Origin of the sequence: Priestia taiwanensis, assembly GCF_014638355.1 — a bacterium.
Taxonomy (GTDB): domain Bacteria; phylum Bacillota; class Bacilli; order Bacillales; family Bacillaceae_G; genus Priestia_D; species Priestia_D taiwanensis.
On record NZ_BMFK01000006.1, the window covers coordinates 32,357 to 55,291 of the forward strand.

19 protein-coding genes are annotated in these 22,935 nt (G+C 37.6%); 1 reads left to right on the plus strand and 18 read right to left on the minus strand.

Features of this window, described 5'->3' with window-relative positions; all coding sequences use genetic code 11:
- Positions 1-45 precede the first annotated feature (45 nt).
- The 10 genes from colA to IEV41_RS18190 form a co-directional block, all read right to left on the minus strand.
- Entirely contained in the window at positions 46-2,949 is a 2,904-nt protein-coding gene (gene colA / locus IEV41_RS18145) for a collagenase ColA (RefSeq protein WP_188389935.1), read from the minus strand.
- Positions 2,950-3,586: 637 nt separating this feature from the next.
- Positions 3,587-3,916, minus strand: coding sequence for a DUF4064 domain-containing protein (locus IEV41_RS18150; RefSeq protein WP_188389936.1), 330 nt, complete (start codon positions 3,914-3,916; stop codon positions 3,587-3,589).
- Positions 3,917-4,110: 194 nt separating this feature from the next.
- Positions 4,111-5,196 carry a hypothetical protein gene (locus IEV41_RS18155; RefSeq protein ID WP_188389937.1) on the minus strand — a complete coding sequence of 362 codons (1,086 nt, stop codon included), beginning with the start codon at positions 5,194-5,196 and terminating at the stop codon, positions 4,111-4,113.
- 27 nt (positions 5,197-5,223) lie between these two features.
- Positions 5,224-5,856, minus strand: a complete 633-nt coding sequence (locus tag IEV41_RS18160; protein ID WP_229722287.1) for an ankyrin repeat domain-containing protein — start codon at positions 5,854-5,856, stop codon at positions 5,224-5,226.
- 272 nt (positions 5,857-6,128) lie between these two features.
- On the minus strand, positions 6,129-6,815 hold the full coding sequence (locus IEV41_RS18165; protein ID WP_188389939.1) for a response regulator transcription factor: 687 nt from the start codon (positions 6,813-6,815) through the stop codon (positions 6,129-6,131).
- Positions 6,815-8,272, minus strand: coding sequence for a sensor histidine kinase (locus IEV41_RS18170; RefSeq protein WP_188389940.1), 1,458 nt, complete (start codon positions 8,270-8,272; stop codon positions 6,815-6,817). The genes IEV41_RS18165 and IEV41_RS18170 overlap by 1 nt, the downstream gene beginning before the upstream one ends.
- A gap of 269 nt (positions 8,273-8,541) precedes the next feature.
- On the minus strand, positions 8,542-11,178 hold the full coding sequence (locus tag IEV41_RS18175) for a cation-translocating P-type ATPase (RefSeq protein WP_188389941.1): 2,637 nt from the start codon (positions 11,176-11,178) through the stop codon (positions 8,542-8,544).
- A gap of 220 nt (positions 11,179-11,398) precedes the next feature.
- Positions 11,399-13,114 carry an ABC transporter ATP-binding protein gene (locus IEV41_RS18180; RefSeq protein WP_188389942.1) on the minus strand — a complete coding sequence of 572 codons (1,716 nt, stop codon included), beginning with the start codon at positions 13,112-13,114 and terminating at the stop codon, positions 11,399-11,401.
- Between the two features lie 193 nt (positions 13,115-13,307).
- Positions 13,308-13,601 carry an RNA polymerase alpha subunit C-terminal domain-containing protein gene (locus IEV41_RS18185; protein ID WP_188389943.1) on the minus strand — a complete coding sequence of 98 codons (294 nt, stop codon included), beginning with the start codon at positions 13,599-13,601 and terminating at the stop codon, positions 13,308-13,310.
- A gap of 23 nt (positions 13,602-13,624) precedes the next feature.
- A complete protein-coding gene (locus IEV41_RS18190; RefSeq protein ID WP_188389944.1) occupies positions 13,625-14,125 on the minus strand; it encodes an SRPBCC family protein in 501 nt (166 codons plus the stop codon).
- Between the two features lie 184 nt (positions 14,126-14,309).
- Between IEV41_RS18190 and IEV41_RS18195 the strand changes: the two genes are divergently transcribed.
- Complete coding sequence (locus IEV41_RS18195) at positions 14,310-14,672, plus strand: glyoxalase superfamily protein (protein ID WP_188389945.1); 363 nt, start codon at positions 14,310-14,312, stop codon at positions 14,670-14,672.
- A 68-nt stretch (positions 14,673-14,740) separates the two neighbouring features.
- Here IEV41_RS18195 and IEV41_RS18200 read toward each other — a convergent pair whose 3' ends face one another.
- The 8 genes from IEV41_RS18200 to IEV41_RS18235 all read right to left on the minus strand — a co-directional run bounded on the left by IEV41_RS18200 (position 14,741) and on the right by IEV41_RS18235 (position 22,079).
- Positions 14,741-15,856 (minus strand): sensor histidine kinase, encoded by a 1,116-nt coding sequence (locus IEV41_RS18200; protein ID WP_188389946.1) that lies wholly within the window; start codon positions 15,854-15,856, stop codon positions 14,741-14,743.
- The gene (locus tag IEV41_RS18205; protein WP_188389947.1) at positions 15,849-16,532 is read right to left on the minus strand and encodes a response regulator transcription factor; all 684 of its coding nucleotides are present in this window, start codon (positions 16,530-16,532) and stop codon (positions 15,849-15,851) included. Before IEV41_RS18205 ends, IEV41_RS18200 begins: the two co-directional genes overlap by 8 nt.
- 39 nt (positions 16,533-16,571) lie before the next feature.
- Positions 16,572-17,165 carry a peroxiredoxin family protein gene (locus IEV41_RS18210; RefSeq protein WP_188389948.1) on the minus strand — a complete coding sequence of 198 codons (594 nt, stop codon included), beginning with the start codon at positions 17,163-17,165 and terminating at the stop codon, positions 16,572-16,574.
- Positions 17,166-17,181: 16 nt separating this feature from the next.
- A complete protein-coding gene (locus tag IEV41_RS18215; protein ID WP_188389949.1) occupies positions 17,182-17,919 on the minus strand; it encodes a cytochrome c biogenesis CcdA family protein in 738 nt (245 codons plus the stop codon).
- Entirely contained in the window at positions 17,916-18,578 is a 663-nt protein-coding gene (locus IEV41_RS18220; protein ID WP_188389950.1) for a hypothetical protein, read from the minus strand. Before IEV41_RS18220 ends, IEV41_RS18215 begins: the two co-directional genes overlap by 4 nt.
- Before the next feature lie 168 nt (positions 18,579-18,746).
- Positions 18,747-20,084, minus strand: a complete 1,338-nt coding sequence (locus tag IEV41_RS18225) for an FAD-binding oxidoreductase (protein ID WP_188389951.1) — start codon at positions 20,082-20,084, stop codon at positions 18,747-18,749.
- A 245-nt stretch (positions 20,085-20,329) separates the two neighbouring features.
- Positions 20,330-21,286, minus strand: a complete 957-nt coding sequence (locus IEV41_RS18230) for a hypothetical protein (RefSeq protein WP_188389952.1) — start codon at positions 21,284-21,286, stop codon at positions 20,330-20,332.
- Positions 21,287-21,371: 85 nt separating this feature from the next.
- Positions 21,372-22,079, minus strand: coding sequence for a DNA alkylation repair protein (locus tag IEV41_RS18235; RefSeq protein ID WP_188389953.1), 708 nt, complete (start codon positions 22,077-22,079; stop codon positions 21,372-21,374).
- Between the last annotated feature and the right edge of the window lie 856 nt (positions 22,080-22,935).

Consider the following 22,935-nt stretch of genomic DNA (forward strand, 5'->3'; position numbering starts at 1 on the left):
CTCATCTAGGTTGTGACGCCTACATGAGTATTTATGACATAAAGCTTATTGTACTTTTACAGAGTAATTTCCGTTTTGATTATCAAACTTATAAACAGATAAGTAGTACTTACCTGGCTTTGCTGCATACTTTCCTTTAATTATGTTTCCATCTTCTGTACCATACGCTACGTAATTATGTGTATCAGATTCATGGTGCAGTACCCACGTCATACCAATTTGCTGTTCATTAATAACAGAGATATCAAGGTCTTTTGCTGCATTAAGAGTGAACGTGTATACATCTGTATGATCTTGATTCAACAGGCTACCTCTCATTGCTTTGTTGAACGGAATAACATTCGCCTTTGCCTTCGTGTTATTAGGCTCTGTTTCTGTTAACACTTCTTGTTTCACCGTCACCTTCGTCTCTGCGGTCGTAGATGCACCTTTATCATCCGTCACTGTTAATGTAACGGTATATGTTCCTTCTTTGCTATAAGCATGTGTTGGATTTGCCTCTGTGCTCGTCTTTCCGTCACCGAAATTCCATGCGTACGAAGCAATTTTACCGTCTTCATCTTTTGAACCATCACTCTTGAACGAAATACCTCCGTCCACCGTTCCATTATACGGACCGTTGATGTTTACGATTGGTGCTTTGTTTCCCCCGTTGTCCGTAGAAACACCGTGGAAGACAACGTCATATTCAAATTGATTTGATGCATTTACACGATAATTTACGAAGTATGCTGTTAATGTCTTATAGCCAGTCCACTCTTTCTTCGATAACTCTTCTAGCACTTGATCCATTTGTTCACTCATTGCTTTCCAATCTGCTTCTTCGCCTTTCGTTGCTCCACCTGTAAATGTTCCATCAAGAGTGAACGTATCAAAGAACTTAGATTGATGCTTTGTCATCGTTGCACCTTTTACATTCATAATGCTTGTGATATCTTTCTGAACATCTGCTAGTGATTTAGATGCGTGAGCTGCTAAATAATCGTTCGATGCTTCTGGCACTGTAAACTTATCTTGGTTATCAATTAAATATTGCATATATGCTTGATAATCCTTATTCAACTGCTGATCTTTACTTAACGTATCGCGATACACATCATAATTTTTCACATCATTTGCACGAATTAAGTCTTGAATTTTGTCTAATGTCGTAAATCGATGTGTGTACATATATGATTGCAATGCAAATGAATAGTTATAGAAATCAAATGATGCCCCGTACCTCGCAAATAATGTTCGCTCTGCACTATAACGCTCTGCTGGATTATGAGATAAACCACTGATAATACTACTACGTGGCACAATACCATCCGTACGCGTTGAACCCGCAAATAGCTCTGCATTTCCTTCTTGGAACCACGTTAATCGCTCATCTTGATACATCGCCCCACTACCAAATAAACCAGGTACTTCAAATCGTGCTTGTAAATAATGTGTATATTCATGGCGGAACAATTCTTCTAAACTATAAATACTTTGTTCTGGCGTACGCTCATACGTGAAGAAACTACCTTCTTCTTCAATATAAATCCCACCATTATTCGTCTCATATCCGTATAATTGACGGTTTAGCTGATATTCGTCAGGTGAATTGTACAGCACAACTGTTAATACATCATCTGCGTTCCCCGGCTCTAACGCCTTATCATTTCCAATTACACGATGGTATTGTGCCTTTACTTCTTTCGCCGCCCAGTATAATCGTTTAATCTTCTCCTCTGTTACTTTGTCACCTGTACGGAAGACAATTTCTCCATCATCAAATGTATATGTTTTCGGTAAGTAGTGCTGTTTGCCTTCTTCACGAATTTTGTTTAAATCAATGACGTTTCCGTTATAGTCTTTGCCACCATAGTTCGTCGTAATTTGTTCTACCGCAACAAAATACGCTTCGCTTAAGCGAGGATATGTGTTCATCGCTTCTGTTACGACTTCTAATCCTTTATTCGGACTGCTATGGAATTTCCCTAAGCTTCCCGCATAATAAATACCATTGTTAATTAACCAACTATTATCACTCGTTACTTTACCAATTAACGCAAGCTTATTAACTTCATTTATGAAACTATCAATTTTCCCATACCATATTGTTTGATTTGGTTTCGTCTTTCCATCATACAGAACAGAATCCAAATCATACTCGATTCCTTGCATCAAACTATATACAGCCTCTCCTTTTCTATGGTCCTTCACATATGTCGAGAGATTATCTGTATATTGCTTCAAAATTTCCGCGGCATAGCCTACTGTCTCTACATCACTTGATCCGTTACTAATTAACTTCCCATATGCTGTGACAACCTGGTCTTGTTCCGCTGTGCCAAGCTTAAAGTTTGGATTTTTTGCAATTGCTTTTAAAGCAGGTAAGCATTTGTCATGAAAGCTTCTTTCATTTAAATACGATAATTCCTTATGATAAAAACCTAGATAAAAGGCAGAACGCAATACTTCAACAAACGTTTCAATCCCCTTTATATCTGTCGATGTATACGTACTTCCTCGCTTTTCTAATTCATTAATAATTAATTGCATACGATCTTTATTTTCATAAAAAGGCTTTGTATCTTGTGTAAACTGGAATAAATCTGTGATATGGTACCACGGAATACTTTCTAATGTACGAATCAATTCTGCATCGTTCATTTTATTCAAATCAGCTATCGTATATTTTTGTTGTGCTTGTTGCGGTGTTGCCACACGTTGTGTTACCGGTTCTGGACGCTGGGAGAAATCTCCTACTTTTAACCGTTCTTCAAACGATAATGTTTCATCAACTTTCGAGGAATGAGCAATTTCATCTGTTGGAACTTCTATTCCTATCGGTTTCATCTGTAACACGTTATATGGTGTTTGCTCTACTGCTGATACCGGTGTTTGCAGCCCTGTCATCGATAACGTCATCGCAGCTGCACTTAATAAAGAGAAGCTAACTTTTTTCTTTTTCTTCATTGTTTCATCCTCCTAAACTATTATCTTCACAGAAAACATATCGTACGCCCAACAACATATTTAACGAGATATGCAACATTGCATATTTTCTCGACACATTCGCTCCATTTCTCGTACTACCATAAGGGCCTGTACATGTATTCCACAATGAAATCTTTCACTCCTTCTCATCTATACAAGAAATCCCTCTTCAAATACCGACATTTGAAAAAGGATTTCGTTTACATACATTATTAAAATAACAAAACAGACTAAACCACATGATGACGAATAAAAACATAATATATATTTTATTTCCTCAACCCATATATCAGACTAAAAATCGCCAATCTCTATCAATCACTTGCAATTAAATAAACACTTAGACATAATTCGCGTACATAGGATGTTTTCACCTTTAACAGGTAACCATTATCTCGCTATAACCATCCCTTTTTCATGCAACTATAAACGATATACTTCAACACGAATAAGGACGCCATATTGGAGATATAGAGAAAGAGAATATAAAAATAAGAGAAAAAAGGGTCTTAAAATGGCTCTCTGGATTAGGGTTTTAAACATTTAGACAAAAAACACCCCATCATTCATCTATCGAACAATGGGGTGTTTCTATTAGTAAATATAATAACGGGGATTATTTCTCTTTACGTAAAATACCCATTAACCCACCAATTAATAGTAAGACTCCAGGTAAGAAGTAAAGCATAGAAATACAAATAAATCCGCCAACTGCAGCAATTGTCATCATAATACCGCCAGTCTTAGCATTACTCTTTACTTTTGCACTACCTACAATTCCTAAGACTGATAAAGCAACAGCTCCCCATCCTAATCCAATAACACTATCTGCTCCATTCGCTTCAAGTACAGCACCTAAGCCACCAATCATTAAAGCTACAAATGCAAAAATAATACCAAAAATACCACCAATAAGACCTAACACAAATTCAGTTGTACGTGACATAATAACCTCTCCTTTTCTTATTTCTATGGAAAGAAAATATTATAACGAAGAATATTTTTATATGTAACCGTACTACTATATATCCACCAATTCAAATAATTCCCTTTTCACATATTTGTCTAACATTATTTATATACCCTTATAGAATAAAAAAGTACAAGAAGAATTATCTTTCCTCTTGTACTTTTTAAATATTACTTCGCTGTTAATGTTACACCATCCGCATTAGCCCAGTTGTTCGTTGGCACCACTTTATATTTCACTCCTGCTTTTAATGTTTTATCTTTTACATCAAAGATACCTACCGCACCTTTACGAGATGAGAAACGATATTGCGCTTGGACTTTGCTTCCGTCTTCCGCTTCTAGTTGCACACTTCTTCCTGCAAGTAATTCCATACCCGGATCTTTATCTAACGTTACTTGGAATGACTTATCATCGATTTCTTCTGCTGACTTCATTACAAGCGGAGTAATTTGCGCTGCTGTAAACGTTGGATTTTTAAATGTCGCCCAGTCAGATGACACTGTATATTTCACGCCTGGTGTTAATAGTTTCCCTTCTGGTAAACGGAATTTTGGTGCTTGTCTTCTATCTGCAGCTTGCGTAAATGGAACATACTTCGCTACGATTGCTTCTCCTTTATCTGACGTTACTGTTACTTCACGATCTCGTAAAGAAGAAATAACTTGATACTGTTTTCCATTCGCATCTTTATTTTCATCATTTACTTGGAATGACTGATCTCCTCTACCAGCTTTGTATGCCTCAATAATATTCGCATAATCTACAACACCATCTGTTTGTAAAGAATCAATTTCAAACGTATCATTTGTTACTTGTTTCGTTCCATTCATCCCCACTTTCACATCGCTTGCTGCGAATGTCTTCTTTTCTCCACCATTGTAACTAAGTGTATATGTAGTTCCTGGCTTTTGAATTGTCACTGGGACAACATATGTGCTTGTTGCACCAATTTTTAATTGCGGAACATTGACAATGCTCATGCCATTATCAAAGGCAAAGCTTTTCTTAATTTCATCTAACTTACTTCCATCTACCTCGTCTTTTGATAGTGGTTCAGCAAATGTTATTTGCAACGTCAACGCATTTAATGGCTTTACTTCTTGAATCTGTATCGCACTTGGTTTTGTCTGTTGTTCCTTCGTTTGTTCTTGCTTTGTTTCAGGCTTGCTCTCTTGCGGATTACCGGTACATCCTGTTATAACTAACGTTAAGCCTAATAGTACTGGTGATAAGATTTTTGCTTTTTTCTTCATATCCATGTCTCCTCTTTTCTATCGTAATTATTTTGCTCCTGCTCTTAATAAAATGCGTTCAATTTCCTTATATCCTTTTGCTTTTGCGTGTTGTAAAGGTGTTACATGTTCATTGTCTGGAATATTCACATCAGCTCCGTGATCAATCAACATTTGTATGACTTGCTGTTGCTTTTCTTTACCATCGTTCAAAATAACTGCTTCCATGAGAGCTGTCCATCCAAGATTATTAACATGATTTACATCAATCGTCGTCATCGTGAGGAGTTCTTGAATGACATCCACATACCCGTGCTCCGCAGCAGGGATAAGAGCTGTACCTCCGTAACGATTGGTAATGGTAGTGTCCGCACCGGCTGCAATTGTCATCTTCAGAATCTCCAAATATCCCTCTGCTCCCGCATATAAGAAAGGTGTATTCTTTAAATCATCTTGAATATTTACATTTGCTCCAGCGGCGATTAATAATGTTGCAGTTTCAATATCATTCTTATAGGTTGCAACCATGAGCGGAGTTTGTCCGTTTGTATCCTGCACATCCACATTTACACCTTTATCAATTAAACTCTTTACTGTTTCTGTCTCGCCACGTTCTGTAGCTTGAAGTAACATGTCATTTGATGTTTTTTGTACCTGCTGTTGTACTTGCTTCCCCACCATTACACTCTCCTCCTCGACCGTGTCTTCTTGATTGATTGAAACACAACCTTGAAGCAATAGAGATATTCCAAAGACCCCAGCTAACCAATTTTTCATCGAACAATCTCCTTTCATCCCTATAGACATAGCGTAATACGAAAACATAAACCTCCTATAAATCATTTCTTAAAAAAAGATAAATTTTTTCAAAAAAACCATAGAAAACATTAACATTTCATGGAAACATAAAATACATAAAAAAATCTCATCACTCTTGTGACGAGATTTCCTATTTATACATTTAATCGATATCCTGCTCCCCACACAGTTTCTAAAAACTTAGGATGTGCAGGATCCCGTTCAATTTTTTCACGTAATTTTCGTATATAAACAGTCACAGTTGAAACATCTGCCGCTGAATCAAAACCCCAGATCCGTTCGTATAACTGCTCTTTACTTAATACTTGATTCGGATGTTTTGCAAAAAAGACAAGCAAATCAAATTCCTTCGTCGTAAAGCCCTTTTCTTCCCCATTTACCTGCACTTTTCTTGCAGATGTATCAATGGAAATACCATGGATGGAAATAAGATTTGTCGTGACTTGATTCCCTGCCAGACGTTCATACCGTGAGATATGTGCTTTTACTCTAGCTACTAATTCACTCGGGCTAAACGGCTTCGTAATATAATCATCTGCTCCTAAACCAAGGCCACGAACTTTATCAATATCCTCTTTCTTCGCAGATACAAATAAAATCGGAATATTTTTTACTGCCCGAAGTTGTTTGCAAATTTCAAATCCAGTCACTTCAGGAAGCATGATATCTAAAATAACTAAATCGTACTCTCCTTGAAGAGCTTGCTTCAATCCTTGATTACCGTTGTGCTCCATATCAACATAGAAACCATTAATCTCCAAGTAGTCTCTCTGTAATTCTGCAATACTCACTTCATCTTCAATTAACAGTATTTTCTTCATTATTTCCCACCTCGTCCCTCTACTTTTTTCAATGAAAAGTGTATCGTTGTACCCTTCCCGAACTCACTCGTAGCCCAAATATCTCCGCCGTGTTCTAAGACAATTTGCTTCGCAATGGCTAATCCTAAGCCACTGCCTCCTGTCTGAGAATTACGAGATAGTTCCGCACGATAGAAACGATCAAAGATATATGGTAATGCAGCTTCCTCAATTCCAGATCCATTGTCACTTACTTGAATCATTACTTCATCCTGTTTCTCTATTAATTCAATAGTAATTTGTTTATACTTCTTATCCATATACTTCACACAATTACTAATTAAATTCGATAATACACGCCTTAACTTATCACGATCTGCTTTTACATACAGAGAGTTCTCCTGCGAAAGAAGTGTAATATGGACATCTATCTCCACTAAATCAAGAGATGTCTCTCCCACATAATCACTCATATAGTTATGTAAAGGTATGGTTTCAAAATTAAATGGAACTTTCTTTAAATCTAGTTTCGAGAATAGAAAAAGTTCATCTATTAATACATCCATATCTTTCGCTTTTGTCGAAATGGTCGTTAAATACTTTTCCCTTTTTTCTTCCGTATTAGCTACCCCGTCCCTTATCCCTTCTACATAACCAAGAATTGACGTAATCGGCGTCTTCAAATCATGCGAAATATTGGAAAGCAACTCCTTCCTATTTTCTTCGTATTGCAGTTGCATCTGTATCGATTCTTTTAACTTTATTCGCATTTCTTCAAATGCTCGATTTAATTGTCCAATTTCATCGTTCGATGTAGGTGTCATCTCAAAATCGAGATTCCCTTCCTTAATCCGTTCTGCGCCTTCTTTCATCACTAAAATAGGCTTTATGATACTTCGAGAAACTAAATAATTTAAGATACCAATTGCCATCGTAAACAGGAACAGCAATAGACCGAATAATAGTGGAAACCACTCTCTTGTTAACTCCGCGTATGGATTTACTTTTCGTAAGACAAATACACTGCCCTTATCTTTATTCGCAAAATAGAAATCATACTTCACATAAGTATAAAAGTTGTCTTCCGTCTTCATTGAACCACGTGTATTAATATTCGTCGATTCGAATTCCGGAAGCGACTCTAGCAAATTCTTTTCATTTAGATTAGGAGAAGTGTATACAAGCTCCTGCTCTCTTTTAATTAAAATATCGATCGAATCTGCTTCAATCTCCTTTAATTTTTCTTCATCAGACAGACTCTGTTGCTCCTTTTTTGCCATATACATGAGATCTGTAAAAGCCGATTCTTCTACATTCGTCAAAGGTTTTTGTACATACGATTTATTATAGAAATGCTCAATCGATCGTAAATCTCCAGTTATCGCAAATAGAAATAAAAAACCGACAACGAGCAATAAGGTAATAAATATGACTATTACACCTATATACGATAACAAAAACCTTGTTTTTATAGACATCTCGAACACCCTCCTTGCTCTATCATTTACGTCATTCTTCCTACCATATCTTATACGTGATTTATCTACACAAACCATATCACATAAATCTTAAAATAGTCTAAACTTCACATGAAAAATCTTTAAATATCCAAAATTTTATCTGTATAGAAATCCAACATACTAAAACATCTCTTCTCAAAGCGATGCTGTAGCATGAGTAGAATGCTCCTTCTATCTTTCCTTCACATAAAAATCCCCGCCAGACCGCTCTGCCGGGGATTTTATATTTATCCTTTTCGATATTGAATAACTTTGATAAGCTCCATACAAATTAACGAAGCTACTGATAATCCTGCTGCGATAAGCCACTCTGTTAGACCAAATGCAGCTGGTATATCAAATACACCACGCGCAAACGGTAAAACAGTGATTCCATATAAGACGAAACCAAGTATAACCGCACCAATTACATACTTGTTACTAAATAATCCAGACGCTATTGCTGTTTGCGTATTGGAACGAGCCGCAAATGTTTGCAATGTACGCGATAAAATCAACGTAGTGAATGCCATCGCTACTCCCATCTCATCTGAATGAGATAAACCAATATAGAAGGAAATAATAACTGCAATACCAATTAAAGTACCACGCGTTATGACTGTTCTCATTGTTCCACCAGCAAATATTCCTTCATTGACAGAACGTGGTTTTCGATTCATCACATCTGGCTCTGACTTCTCTACTCCTAATGCAATGGCAGGTAGAGAATCATTCACAAGGTTGATGAATAATAACTGCAAGGCTGTAAACGGATTTGGTAAATTGAAAATAACCGCATACAAGATTGCGATAATCGCTCCTAAGTTCCCTGAGAACAAATAGCCGATTGCTTTCTTAATGTTATCAAATACCGTCCTTCCCACTTGAACAGCATTCACAATGGAGACGAAATTGTCATCTGTTAAGATCATAGAAGAAGCATCTTTCGCTACATCTGTACCACTACCCATCGCAATTCCGATATCCGCTTGCTTTAGGGCTGGGGCATCGTTCACACCATCACCAGTCATTGCTGTAACCGCATCTCGTTTCTGCCAAGCACGGACAATACGTATTTTATTTTCTGGTGATACACGTGCGTATACCGAAATCTTATCTAGCTTCTGCTCTAACTCTTCTTCTGACATCGCATCTAATTCTTTCCCTGTAACCGCAATATCATCCTTTTCCATTAAACCAATATCACGACCAATTGCTTGGGCAGTTGTCTTATGGTCACCTGTAATCATGATTGTTCGAATACCAGCTTTTTTCGATTCTTCAATTGCGCTATATACCGCTTCTCTCGGTGGATCCATCATAGCAGTTAATCCAACTAAGACAAGGTCACGTTCATCATTAGGTGTAATAACATCCTTCTTCACACCTCGTTTATATCCATATGCAAGAACACGTAATGCCTGATTAGAGAAATCTTCATTTGCCCCTACGAAACGTTCAAGTAACTCTGCTGTCATAATTTCTTCTTGACCATTTACTAACACATGGGTAGCACGATTGAACATGACGTCAGGGCCACCTTTTGTTAACATCAATACCTGGCCATCAATCATATGAACAGTCGACATCAACTTGCGATCTGAATCGAATGGCAACTCTGCTTTTCGTGGATAAGTAGCGCGTAGCTGCTCATACTCATGACCATGCTTATTCGCAAAATTAATTAATGCAACCTCCGTTGGATCTCCTACCTCTTGTCCATCTTCATTTATGTAGGAATCATTGCAAAGCGCTGCAATACGAACAAGTAGACGCTCTGAGCCATCCCATTCTTCTATGTTTTCAGGTAATCGTTCACTTTTATGAACTGGGAGAAAATGATCTGTCACCGTCATTTTGTTTTGTGTAAGGGTACCTGTTTTATCTGTACAAATAATACGTGTAGATCCTAACGTCTCTACTGCAGGAAGCTTTCGAATAATTGCATGTTGCTTCGCCATTTTATTTGTTCCAACAGACAACACAATTGTCACGATGGATTGCAATGCTTCTGGGATTGCCGCAACTGCAACTGCAACTGAGAACATTAACGCATCAATTAGTGCTGTCGTCATATTCGTCGTTGTACCACCAAGCCAAATACGGAGTGCCTGTACGGCAAAAATCGCAATACAAAGTAATAAAATACCGATACCTAACTTTTTACTGAAGTCGCCAAGCTTGCGTTGCAACGGTGTTTCTTTTTGCTCTGCTGTCGAAAGCATATGTGCAATTTTGCCGACTTCTGTTTTCTCCCCTGTACCAGTTACAACAAATGTACCCCGTCCATATACAACTAGCGAGCTACTGAATACCATGTTCCGTCGATCGCCTAATGCCACTTCGCCTTCTATTGCATCAGTATACTTCTCAACCGCTTCTGATTCACCAGTTAACATTCCTTCATTTACTTTCAGTGAGCCGCTTTCAATGACACGTCCATCAGCAGGAACGTAATCACCAGCTTCTAAGAACACGATATCTCCCTGAACGAGTTCCCTTGCCGCAATCGTTTGCTTCATCCCGTTACGAATCACTTTCGCTTCTGGTGCAGACATATTACGTAGTGCTTCTAATGAACTCTCTGCCTTCTTCGTTTGAACAACACTTATAACCGAATTAATAAGAAGAACGACAAAAATAATGAGCGATTCTGCAAGCTCACCTATTAAAATTTGAATACCGGCAACTGCGAGAAGCACAATCACCATCGGGTCTTTAAATGTTTCTAAAAATAACTTCCACGTCGGAACTTTTTCCTTATCTGATATTTCATTATAACCGTCACGTTCAAGCCGGTGTTTTACTTCTTCAACAGCTAATCCATTCTCCGTTGAATTTACTTCTCCTAGTACGTCTTCTGTTTGTTTCTGATGAAAATCCATGTTATATCTCCTTTCTGATTGGATATTCTATCTTGTGTCTAAACAGAACTTTCAACTCGTTCGATATGAAAAACACCTCGCTTTTCCTCTCTATGTATATTGTGACATGTTTCTCATTCATCTTGCTAGCAAAATGATTTTACATTTTTGTGACAAGAACAAGGAAAAGGAATGCTGGATGAGCCAACATTCCCCTAATAATGAATGAGATACAATATAGCTACATACTAAACTGTGCGTGATGTAACCTACTGTATACTCCTCCTGCTTCAAGCAATTCTTCATGTGTTCCGTCTTCTGTCACTCCCTCTTCTGTTATGACAAGAATTCGGTCTGCATTTTTAATGGTAGCTAGACGGTGTGCAATAACGAGCGTTGTTCTTCCTTGTGATAGTTCGTTTAACGCTTGCTGAATTGCTGCTTCTGTTTCTGTATCTAATGCGGAAGTTGCTTCATCAAGAATAAGAATTGGAGGGTTCTTCAAGAACATTCTCGCAATAGAAAGTCGTTGCTTCTGTCCTCCAGATAATTTGACACCACGTTCTCCAATTAACGTATCTAATCCATCCGCCAATCCTAGAATAACCTCTTCCAACTGTGCTTTCTTTGCAGCTTCGAAAATCTCTTCTTCCGTCGCATCAAGTCTGCCATACGCAATGTTTTCACGAACCGTTCCATCAAATAGGAATACATCTTGCTGGACAATACCAATTTGCTGACGTAATGATTGAAGTGTCATCTCTTTAATATCGATACCATCTATCGTAATACTTCCTTCTTGCACATTATAAAACCGTGGCAACAAACTACAAAGCGTTGTCTTCCCGCCTCCAGATGGACCAACAAGCGCCACCGTTTCTCCCCTATGAACCGAGAAGTTCATATTCGTTAGTACATTTTCTTTTCCTTCATAGCTAAATGTTACATTCTTATACATAATATCTCCATGTACATGCTTCACTTCAATCGCATCCTCTACATCCTTCTCATCTGGTGCGTGATGAAGTAAATCTAAATAACGACGAAAACCAGCTATTCCTTTTGGATACGTTTCTATAACGGAGTTTATTTTTTGAATTGGTCCTAAGAAGATATTAGAAAGGAGAACGAACGCCATAAATTCCCCAAAGGTCATTTCCCCTTCGATAACAAACCACGTACCACAACCTAATACGAACAACAGGATGATCTTCATTAACAAGTGGCTGATGGAAGAATTCCAAGCCATCACTCTATACGCCTGAAGCTTCGTTGTACGGAATCGCTCATTATTCACCGCAAATTGCTTAATTTCATGATTTTCGTTAGCAAATGCCTTAACAACACGAATACCACTCACATTGTTTTCTACTCTCGCATTAAAATCAGCAATATCCGCGAACATTTGGCTAAATGCACGCGACATTTTCTTACTGAAATAAATTGCTAAAATAATTAAAAACGGAATAATAATAAACGTTAAAATAGCTAGCTGCCAATTAATAGAAAGCATTAAACAGAATGTACCAACTAACGTCATCATCGCAATGAACATATCCTCTGGACCATGATGCGCAATTTCTCCCATATCCATTAAATCATTCGTCATACGCGAAACAAGATGACCCGTCTTGTTGTTATCAAAGAAGCCGAAAGATAGTTTTTGAACATGATCAAATAGCTTCTTCCTCATATCCCGTTCAATATTAATTCCAAGCATATGCCCCCAATATGTCACAACATAATGTAAGAATGAACTAAAAATATAAATCCCAAGCAAGCCAATACAAGCCCATACAATGAAACTCCAGTCCCCAGTTGGTAATAAATCATCAATGACCCTATTAATCATTAACGGAAATGCTAACTCTAACAATGCAGCTAAAATGGCACAAGAAAAATCAATAATGAATAACCATTTATATGGCTTATAATAAGCAAAGAATGCCTTTAACACCTTTCATCCCCCTTTTCTTTCATTTATCTGCCTGAAATAGATTGTATAAACACGCTTATACTAATTCTTATAACAAGCAATAAATAAAAATGATAATCATTCTCATTTAATTGTATATTTTTTCAACTGTTCGTACAATATGCTATTCATAAAAAAATCTCTCATCCGATAAAAAAATCGAATGAGAGATTTTTTAACTTTTAAATGATAACCCTACTTCTTCTAAAGAAGCTCTAAGCTTAGGCATAGAAGCCGGGCCCATACCGTGAAGCCTCAAAATTTCTTTCTCGGTATATCGCGATAACCTTTCTAGTGTCGTTATCCCTTCATGCTCCAATGCATTTCTTGCAGGTGAAGATAGCTTTGAAAGAAATCCATCTTTCGGCTTACGTTCTTGCTCACATGTTGGACAAGTCGGGCAATCACTGCTCTTGTAATATTCGTGGCCTTTCTCACACGTTCGTAGCGTTCTTTTTACGTTCGGCATGTTTCATTCTTCCTTTCTCCAAATCAGTAACCTTTATAACTGATTTGTCCTGTTTCTACTAACTCTTTCAAGCCCATGAACATTAAGTTCCAACCATGTTCAGAACCATCGTGATATTCTTTCGATGCTTTTTCAATGTCTGCCTCTGTCCAACTTTCTTCATGAGGAACAATAATGCATTGAGAGAAATTCATTTCACACCCTTGAGGTACCTCTTTAAATTCAACCGTAATCGTATCTTCTGTATCACTAAACTGTGGCATTTTAAACGTAAATACTAATTTTGTTGAAGAAGTAATCTCCAGGTATTCTCCTATCGCTCGGTAATCTGTTCCCTCACGATGATCCACAACCTCCCAACCGCCTCCAACTTGAGGAGTATTGGTTGTCACTTTATTTGTGTGCTCTAGTGTAAAGAACCATTTCCTCATCATTTCAGGAGTCAGCCACGCCTGAAAAACATGCGCAGGATCCACATTAAAATGCCTTATCATATGTAACGTAATTGTCGAATAATCGTTCATCTTCTCACTCCTTTATATTAATATTAAAGTGCAAACAAGAATATTTGTTCGCATGTTGATTATATTACAATTGAATAAGTAATACCATTTCCCGATACACCCCTTTCTTTTTTCTATATAAAACCCTATAGATAGCTTAAAATGAATAAAATAAACTTTTTTATGAACAGGAGTGTACCGTTAAATGATTACACCTATCTTTCGGATTTTTGATGTTGAAAAAGCCCATTTGTTTTATGTCGACTACTTAGGATTCCAACTAGACTGGGAACATCAATATGCAGAAAATATGCCTTTTTATTTTCAACTTTCGTTCCGAGATATGACTCTCCATTTATCTGAACATCATGGAGATTGCTCTCCCGGTAGTGCTATTCGAATAAACATACGTGGTCTAAAGGATTATCACGCTTCTTTATCACAAAAGGAATATGCTTATGCTAATCCAAACATCGTAAAGGCACCTTGGGGGACAATCGAATTAACCGTTGTTGATCCCTTCTCCAATCGAATTACTTTTTACGAAGAGATACATGAACAAGCCTAAATAATATCGTTTATAAAAAAATCCCTGTCGTTAGATTTTATCTAACGACAGGGACACACCGATTTCATTCAACATTCGTTCTTATCATTTGTTGCCGATACTGCATGTAAAGGGAGCGTAAACCAAAACGTATGCTCATTACCATTTGAGTGAACTCCAATTTCACCATGATGAGATTTCACGATTTCTTTTGTGATAGCTAGTCCTAATCCTGTCCCTCCCGTTTCGCGACTACGTGACGGATCCGTTCGGTAAAATCGTTCAAAGATTTTATCCTGTTCTGTTTCTGGAATTTCCTGTCCTGGACCACTAATACAAACTCTGTACTCTCTATCTAGACACTCTCCTGTTATCGTAATTGGCCCCGTCCCTCGATAATAACGAACAGCATTATCAAGTAAATTACTGAGAACTTGTGTAATGCCCCCATTGTATACATTCACCAATCCGTTCTCCACCTTACATCCTACTTCGATATCTGCTTTCTCCATCGTCCAACGAAACATCTCTACTGACTGTTCCATTAGAAGTGCCATGTCTACTACTTTCTTGTCAGAAAACAATTGTTGGGATACAGAATCCCATTCTTTTAGCTTCTCTAATTGTTCTACCATACTAATAAGTCGCTTCGACTCTTCATGCAATGATTCATATAACTTTTGATCCCCTTCAATTACCCCATTCTTCATGGCGTTAAGGTAGCCATTTAAATTAGATAAGGGTGTTCGAAATTCGTGGGACAAGTCGGATATAAGCTTTTGTCGATACTGTTCATTGTTTTTCAATTGCTGCACTAAGCTATTAAATTGAACAGACAATTGTCCAATTTCATCCTCAGAGCTTACCTCGATAGGAGTAGGATATTGCCCCTTTTTCATACTTTTCGTTGACTCAATTAATCCCCTTAACGGGCGTGTCAATGTTCTCGTCAAATAAAAATGTACGATACTTCCCATCACAATTGCAGTAACGCTAAATATCCATAAGTATTGAAAAAGTGTGGAATCAAATTGATTTAATTTCTGCACATCCATCGCTTCCATTCCATCTACTAGAAAACAAGCTGTATTATAGATCGCCCAGCTACTTAAGACAATAAAAGAAGCAACAATGACGATATTTAGAAATGTTAACCGCCATAAAAAACGTTTCGGTAACCATGATTTCTTTCTATCATTACTCATAAACAAACTTATACCCCATTCCTCTAACTGTACAAATACGCTTTGGAGAAGATGGATTATCTTCAATTTTTTCACGTAGCTTTTTTATATGGGCATCAATTGTGCGATCCAATACAGTCTTTTCATCATATGGGTACAATTTATGAATGAGGTCTTCCCTTGATAAAACAATATTAGGATTCTCCATAAAATAAGAAAGAAGCTGAAATTCATGTTTCGTCAAATTCAATTGTTTATCGAACAACATGACCTCTCCTTTTCTCGGTTTTATACATAGCCCATCATAGGTCATTTTTTCGCAAAACTGTCCCATTCTCCGCAAGACTGCCTCAACATGCGCCACTAATTCATCCGGATCAAACGGCTTTGTTAAATATCCATCCGCTCCGATATTTAACCCATTAATTCTGTCACCTATTTGCGTTTTAGCAGAAAGAATGATGATTGCTACTTCATTTCGTTCTTGCTCCCTAACCCATGTACAGAACTCTTCTCCACTAAGTTTAGGTAACATTAAATCAAGCACAATTAAGCATGGATGGTGTGTCAACAAAGCATCTTTCGCTTCTTCCCCATCCTTAGCTTCCACAACATCGTATCCTGCCTTTTTCAAATAGATTCTAATAAGTTCACGAATCATGTTATCATCTTCTACGACTAATATTGTTCGTTTCATCCGAATCACCTCTTCTCCTATTGTACGCATATATAGAAGCTATTTCATCTGTTCGACTATTTGTACCATCATCTCATGATTTAATGCACCTAACGCTTTATAGTGAATTATTCCTTGGGAATCAATCATATAGGAAGTCGGAATCGGACGTACTTCATATTGAGTAGCTACGTTAATTTCTTCATCTAATAAAATTGGGAATGGTAATCCAAACTCATTTACAAAACTTTGTACTGCTTGTGTCCCAGGTTCCGTTTGTGTCAAATTAACTGCTAGAATCATCACATTTTGTTCTTCATAGAGTTTCACCATATCTGGCATTTCCGCACGACATGGCGGACACCAAGTAGCCCAAAAGTTCACCATGACCCGTTTGCCTCGGTAATCTGATAGCTTTGCGGTCTTCCCGTCTAACGTTTGAAGTTGAAAATCAGGAGCAATATCCCCTACATTTAATCCCACAATGGCATTCTGTGTTTTCTCATTTTTTTGTGTCTCATTAGCGGAAGAAACTTCTTCTTTCTTATCCTCTTTGACCTCTGAGCTCAACGTATGATTCGTTTGGAAAGCAAGCTCATAGACGGTCCAGCCAAGCATCCCAAATAGAACCATAATTATCATTATTTTTTTCATTATAAGTACCTCCTTCTTAACCTAACTTAGCAAACCAGCTATCTTGTACCAGTTGTAAGAAGAAAATAGAAATGCGAGTCATTTGTCCTGTAAAGAGCAGCACACCCATCATAATCATCGCGATTCCACCTATCTTCATAATCTTTTGGCTATGTTTGACAAGCCACTTCGCAGAACCTAAGAAGAATGTCAACACAAGGAACGGAATCGCAAAGCCAATAACATACATCATCGTGTATAACGCACCTTCCGTCGGATTACTGCCCGCTATTACTAAAATAGATGAAAAGATTGGTCCTATACACGGTGTCCATCCCGCAGCAAACCCCATTCCAACAAAAACAGTGCCCATATATCCTACTGGTTTCTTTGAAAAACGGAATCGTTTTTCGCGCATCAGTGGTGTAAATTTAAACCAACCTGTCACAAATAACCCCATTATAACAATAAAAATCCCTGCTATTCTTTGTAAGAACAAGCCTGTATTACCCGATAATACACCTTGAATCCATTGTCCTAAAAAAGAAACACCAATACCTAAACTAATGAAAATCATCGAAACACCGATGAGGAAAAAGATAGCGTGTACGAGTAATTTACTACGTATTTTTAGTGTGTTCTGCGTCTGAATCTCCTTAATACTCATCCCTGTAATATACGATAAATATGCTGGAAGAATAGGTAGCGTACACGGTGAAAGGAAGGATAAAATTCCCGCGCCTAACGCAAGCCAAATTGTAATATCTGTTGTCATCTGTTCAACCTCTTTCTATTCATAATTAGTCCTATGCTACATATAAACATAATGATATAAAAACTACTATGTAAGTAGAAATGAAAAACGAATGTCGTAGAAAACACTGATAGTGCCCACTTTCCTATACTCCATCCAACGAGTATGATGCACGCAATCCTGTCTGTTTTTATTTTCTCCTGCAGTAGAATCACTATCGTTAGAAGCATCACAAGTAACCCTAAATATCCCCATGTCTGTACCTTATCTCCCCATAGAATTTGGATAAATTCATATATTAAGGATGAGCTTAAGAAAATTACGATAAAAGAGAAAAGAACACTCCACATATGAAATGTGCTAGTGATAATTCTATACTTGGCATATAAAATCGTTGCAAGCACTGCAAAATAAAATGCTTTCGAGTCACTTGGATATGCCACAATAGCGCGTGGATCAGCTAGAAATACAGAAAAATTAATCACTATTTTCCCTATCCATAATGAAATAACAAACGCAGTAAACAATGAGCTTATTTCATCTATTCTCTTCTTCGTCTCTACTTTTGAATGGGAACTAATGATGAACGTAAAAAAGAGAAACCCTACTATGAGACTTATCACAAGTATGACAAGGGAACTTTGAATGACAAGGGAACCAATTACCCAAGCTGAAGGCATCGTATCAGCCCTCCTTTTTCATCAAGATTATTCCTACATTATAAAAATGAAATATGAAAATTTGATGAAAATAAATGAAGAATGTGCGTTAAAGTTCTAAAGCTTTCAACAAATATACACAAAAAACACCTCTCTATTTTTTGAGAGGTGTTTAAAACATGTACTTCTTTACTGAAACGGCGGGATACTTTGTGGAAAACGAAACACATTTTCTGGATCGTATTTTGTTTTTACTGTTCGAAGGCGTGCAAAGTTTGAACCATAATATGCTTCTCCGAAATCTCTAATGTTTTGGTCTGGAACATTCACATACGAACCTGTCACATATGGTTTGATTAGCTGACGTACTCGTTCAACAGATGCAAGGCTCGCTGCTTCTTCCGATGGCTCCTTCCACGTAGCATTCCATTCTGTGTAAAATAACGGACTACGCCAAAAGAAAGCTGTCTCTTTGCTAGGAACTTTGCTAATCTTGCCACCCCAATTAATAAAGAAGAAATTAGATTCTGTCCCTGGTGACTCTTCTAAAAATTGCCTCATAATAGAAATTGGCTCGTCCGTCCAGAGATTCAATCCCCAAGCAGAAGAGAACTTAAAATTTTGATCTGCTACAGGTGGCTCAGGAGGATCTAAGAACTCGATTGCATCTAAATAAGGTAATTCTTCAATGATAATTTGCGTTGGTGTTCCAGTACTAGTTAGTGGCTCTAGTAATTGGATTGCCTCTTCCTCTGGGCCTAAGAAAATACCTACTGCATGGCATAATCCATTTACTCTACTGAAAATCTCAAGTATACATCCTAATCGTGAATCGACAAACGGTGCCCATTCTTGCCACGCTCTAAATACGTCTTCAAATTGTTCCCACGGCCAAATAATGTTGAAGACAGTTGCCGTAGTTGGCGCACGATGAACTTTAAACGTGTATTGTGTGTTATACCCGAAATTCCCACCGCCACCTCCTCTATAAGCCCATAATAAATCCTCATTACAACAATGATTCGCTTGAATAATCTCCCCATTTGCATCTACTGTTTCTAACGCAAGAAGATTATCACTTATCAAGCCAATCGAGCGGGAAACGACTCCAAATCCACCACCCGTCGTAATTCCGCCAATTCCAACAGTTGGACTATCTCCAAATGGGGCCATAAATCCTTCTCGGGCTAATCCTTTTACAAGCGGACCGACACGTATTCCTGGTTGAACCGTTGCAATCGCGTTTCGTTTATCCAAGTACACTTTATTCATGTCACTCGTATCGATAACAATACCTCCATTTACAACGGAAAGATTCTTATCTAACGCATGGCGACCACTTCTCACACGTAATGGTACGTCATTCTCACGAGCCCATTTAATCGCATTACTTACATCACACGTATGTTGTGCAAAAACAAAAACAAGAGGAAAAGCATCCACATAAGGGTTCCAGTTCTTCACTGCCTCTATATAACCAGGATCCCCTTTAAAGATGACACGTCCCGTTAACTGTGTTCCTCCCATCGCTATCACTCCTATCAATTTTTTGTTGATTATCCCTCTTATCTAGCAATTAAACTACATCACCTAATGAGCTGGTACATGACAAGTACCTTCTTTACTTACTATTGCTGATTACGTCATTGCTAAATTGACTCTACTATTTACTATATGAATGGAAGGCTACTATTGTTAAAACCTAGCTAATCTTGTATGAAAATATAATCAAGAATTTGTACTTCACTATACTCTTCTCGTCACTCAACTTATTACCACTGGGTAATGACATAGCGAAAATTCTCAATATATATTTCTTTTACTTTCTCTACTCGTCGCAGATGGTCGTAGAAGCTATCCGAAAATTTAAATACGTGACCGTAATCCCAATCTTTCTCACGATAACCCTTCTTCCAAAACTCCGTCTCACTCGGAAGTACAGCCGCTCGTTTTGCTCGCTGTAAAGGTAGCTGGTCCACAGGCGAAACTAATTTGATTGCATCTTCTTGTTTTATATTCTTACTACTTCGGAGAACTTTCATTATTTTTAAAACGGGCAGTAACCCTCTCTTGAAAAAGGAAGTATGACCAAGATCATATAAACTATTCAACGCATGGGAGAAAGTTAACATATGGCCAATTAAATCATGGTGCGATTCAGCTCGGTAAATCGTTTGAAACTGTGCTAACTCTTCTAAAACAAGTAGAGAAAGCTCTTCTGGATTTGATATAGGTGAAAATCCATCTTCGTCCGTAATCGTCATCCTTTTTACTTCCGAAGCAGAAAAGCCAATCCATGATCTGCCTGGAATCGTCCTTTCAAACGATTGTATGAGATCCGTTATTCCAGCAATCTCCTCCTCACTCCCCCATCCTTCTAACTCACGGATGGCTAACAAGCTCGCTGCAGCATAGATAACATTATGACCAACCCAATGAAGCTGATCAATCGTGTTATCAAGTGCTTCAAGTATCGCACGTACAGCACTTCCTTCATCGTAATGAGCGTTATTTTGTCCCCTTTTTCTCTCTATTACGTTATTGGACATCTCTTTTGCTTGCCTAAAAACAAGCTCAGTAAGTTCCGAGTTTAGATCGTGATTATTTTTCATAAAAAAGTAACTACCGATACATGCCGCCCCGTAATGAGCCTTCCAAATGTCACCTGTTTGCGCTTTACATGACGAGATAATTGCTAATCCATCTTCCAATATAGATGTATGTAACATATTGTCCCTCCTCTCCATTTCATTCCTAATTATTACATCCCTCAAAAAAGAGTATCAATCCTTCTTGGATTAATACCCCACATTCTCAGCACCTTACATGTTTGCGTTTGAAACCAAGACGCCCTCTATCAACTTCTTTCTGTATGCTTTCGTAAGCATTTAAAAAACTAGTTTTTTTCTTATCCCGTTTTACTTCTACTGTACCTACTTCCTTCGCGACCTCTAATGCCTTTTCATGTAGTGGTACATAGGAGACCCCCACAGTATATAGAAAATTATTCATAGCAGATTTCGTTCGTTCTGGCGAATGATGAATTGTTTTTTTTACCATTTCAAGCATATTGTAAATCTTACTTTCGGAAAATTCATTGTCACGGCGATTCCCTAATAGCCAGCAATAGCAGCTCCACCCCGCTGACATTCTCAACTCTTCACCACTTGCAATCCATTTATCCGCCACATCTTGTGCAATATCTGATTCGGATAACGTTACTGCTACTACGTAATCAGACAACATATAAAAATATGCTCCGTCCATCCAACGATCAAAGTCCGACTCGCTCATAGCCTTTGGGTCTGCAATAATACCCGCAAAGTACATTGCATCGTAGTTACCTGTAGCATAGAGCTCTTCCGCTAACGGTTGATTTATTTTTATTTTCTTTACGATTGGTTTCATGGCACCTGTAGCTACACCAAAAAGCGGCTCGTGTGCCCCATTAGATATGTACGTTTTTTTCGTTCGCTCCTTACCAAGAGCTTCAAGCTCCTGCATCACTGTTTCGAAATCCATCGTTTTGCACTTCCTTTCTTACCAACAAAATTCTTTTAATTGTACCTATATTTTTCATCAATTCTTCCATACTTCTCAATTTTACCATTACTCTTATTCAAATTGGATGTCTACTGTCTATCATTTCCCAACAACTCAGCCCACCACTTTACATGAACCACAAAAATAAAGTTCCGATGTTTGTAAAAACAGATTGTACAATATTTATTATCTCTTTACACTTCTGCTTCTGTGTTAGAAAATGCATCAACTAAATGAGGCTGTGGGCTTTACCCTACTCCATACATTACGTGTGGCGAAGCTGCTGTTATGATTATGAATTTCTTTTATCGACAATAGACTTATTTAAAGCAAAATAAAATTAGATAAAAAATGGGAGAATATATGACGGAATTCGTGGAACTTCTGTTGCAACAAAAGAGGAGCTTGTAACTATGCACGTACCTTGAAATTTAATATGAACTAAAAAGTGACGTATCCCACTAAAAAGGACACGCCACTTTCTAATTTACCCTTCTAAATAAAGGGCCTTCAGAATTATCTTAACTAGTCATTATGTATGACTTTACAATATTCATATAATTGGCCTTCTTATAAAAGCAGGACAAGTTCGCTATATGCTATTAGATTATAAAAATGAGTCAGTACAACCAGTATTAAAATGTCTAAAGTTTAAGGATAATTATAGGGCTTTTCGTAATATCTTGAGTGCAGTTCCGTAGTAATTAGTTTGTAGGTAATAGTTGGTGGTATTAAGTGGCGAAAATAGCTTCGATAATTATAGCTACTTTGATATAGTTTAACTTCTTTAATCGTTGTTAATTTAATAAATTGATGAAGGCAATAAGGGATTAAT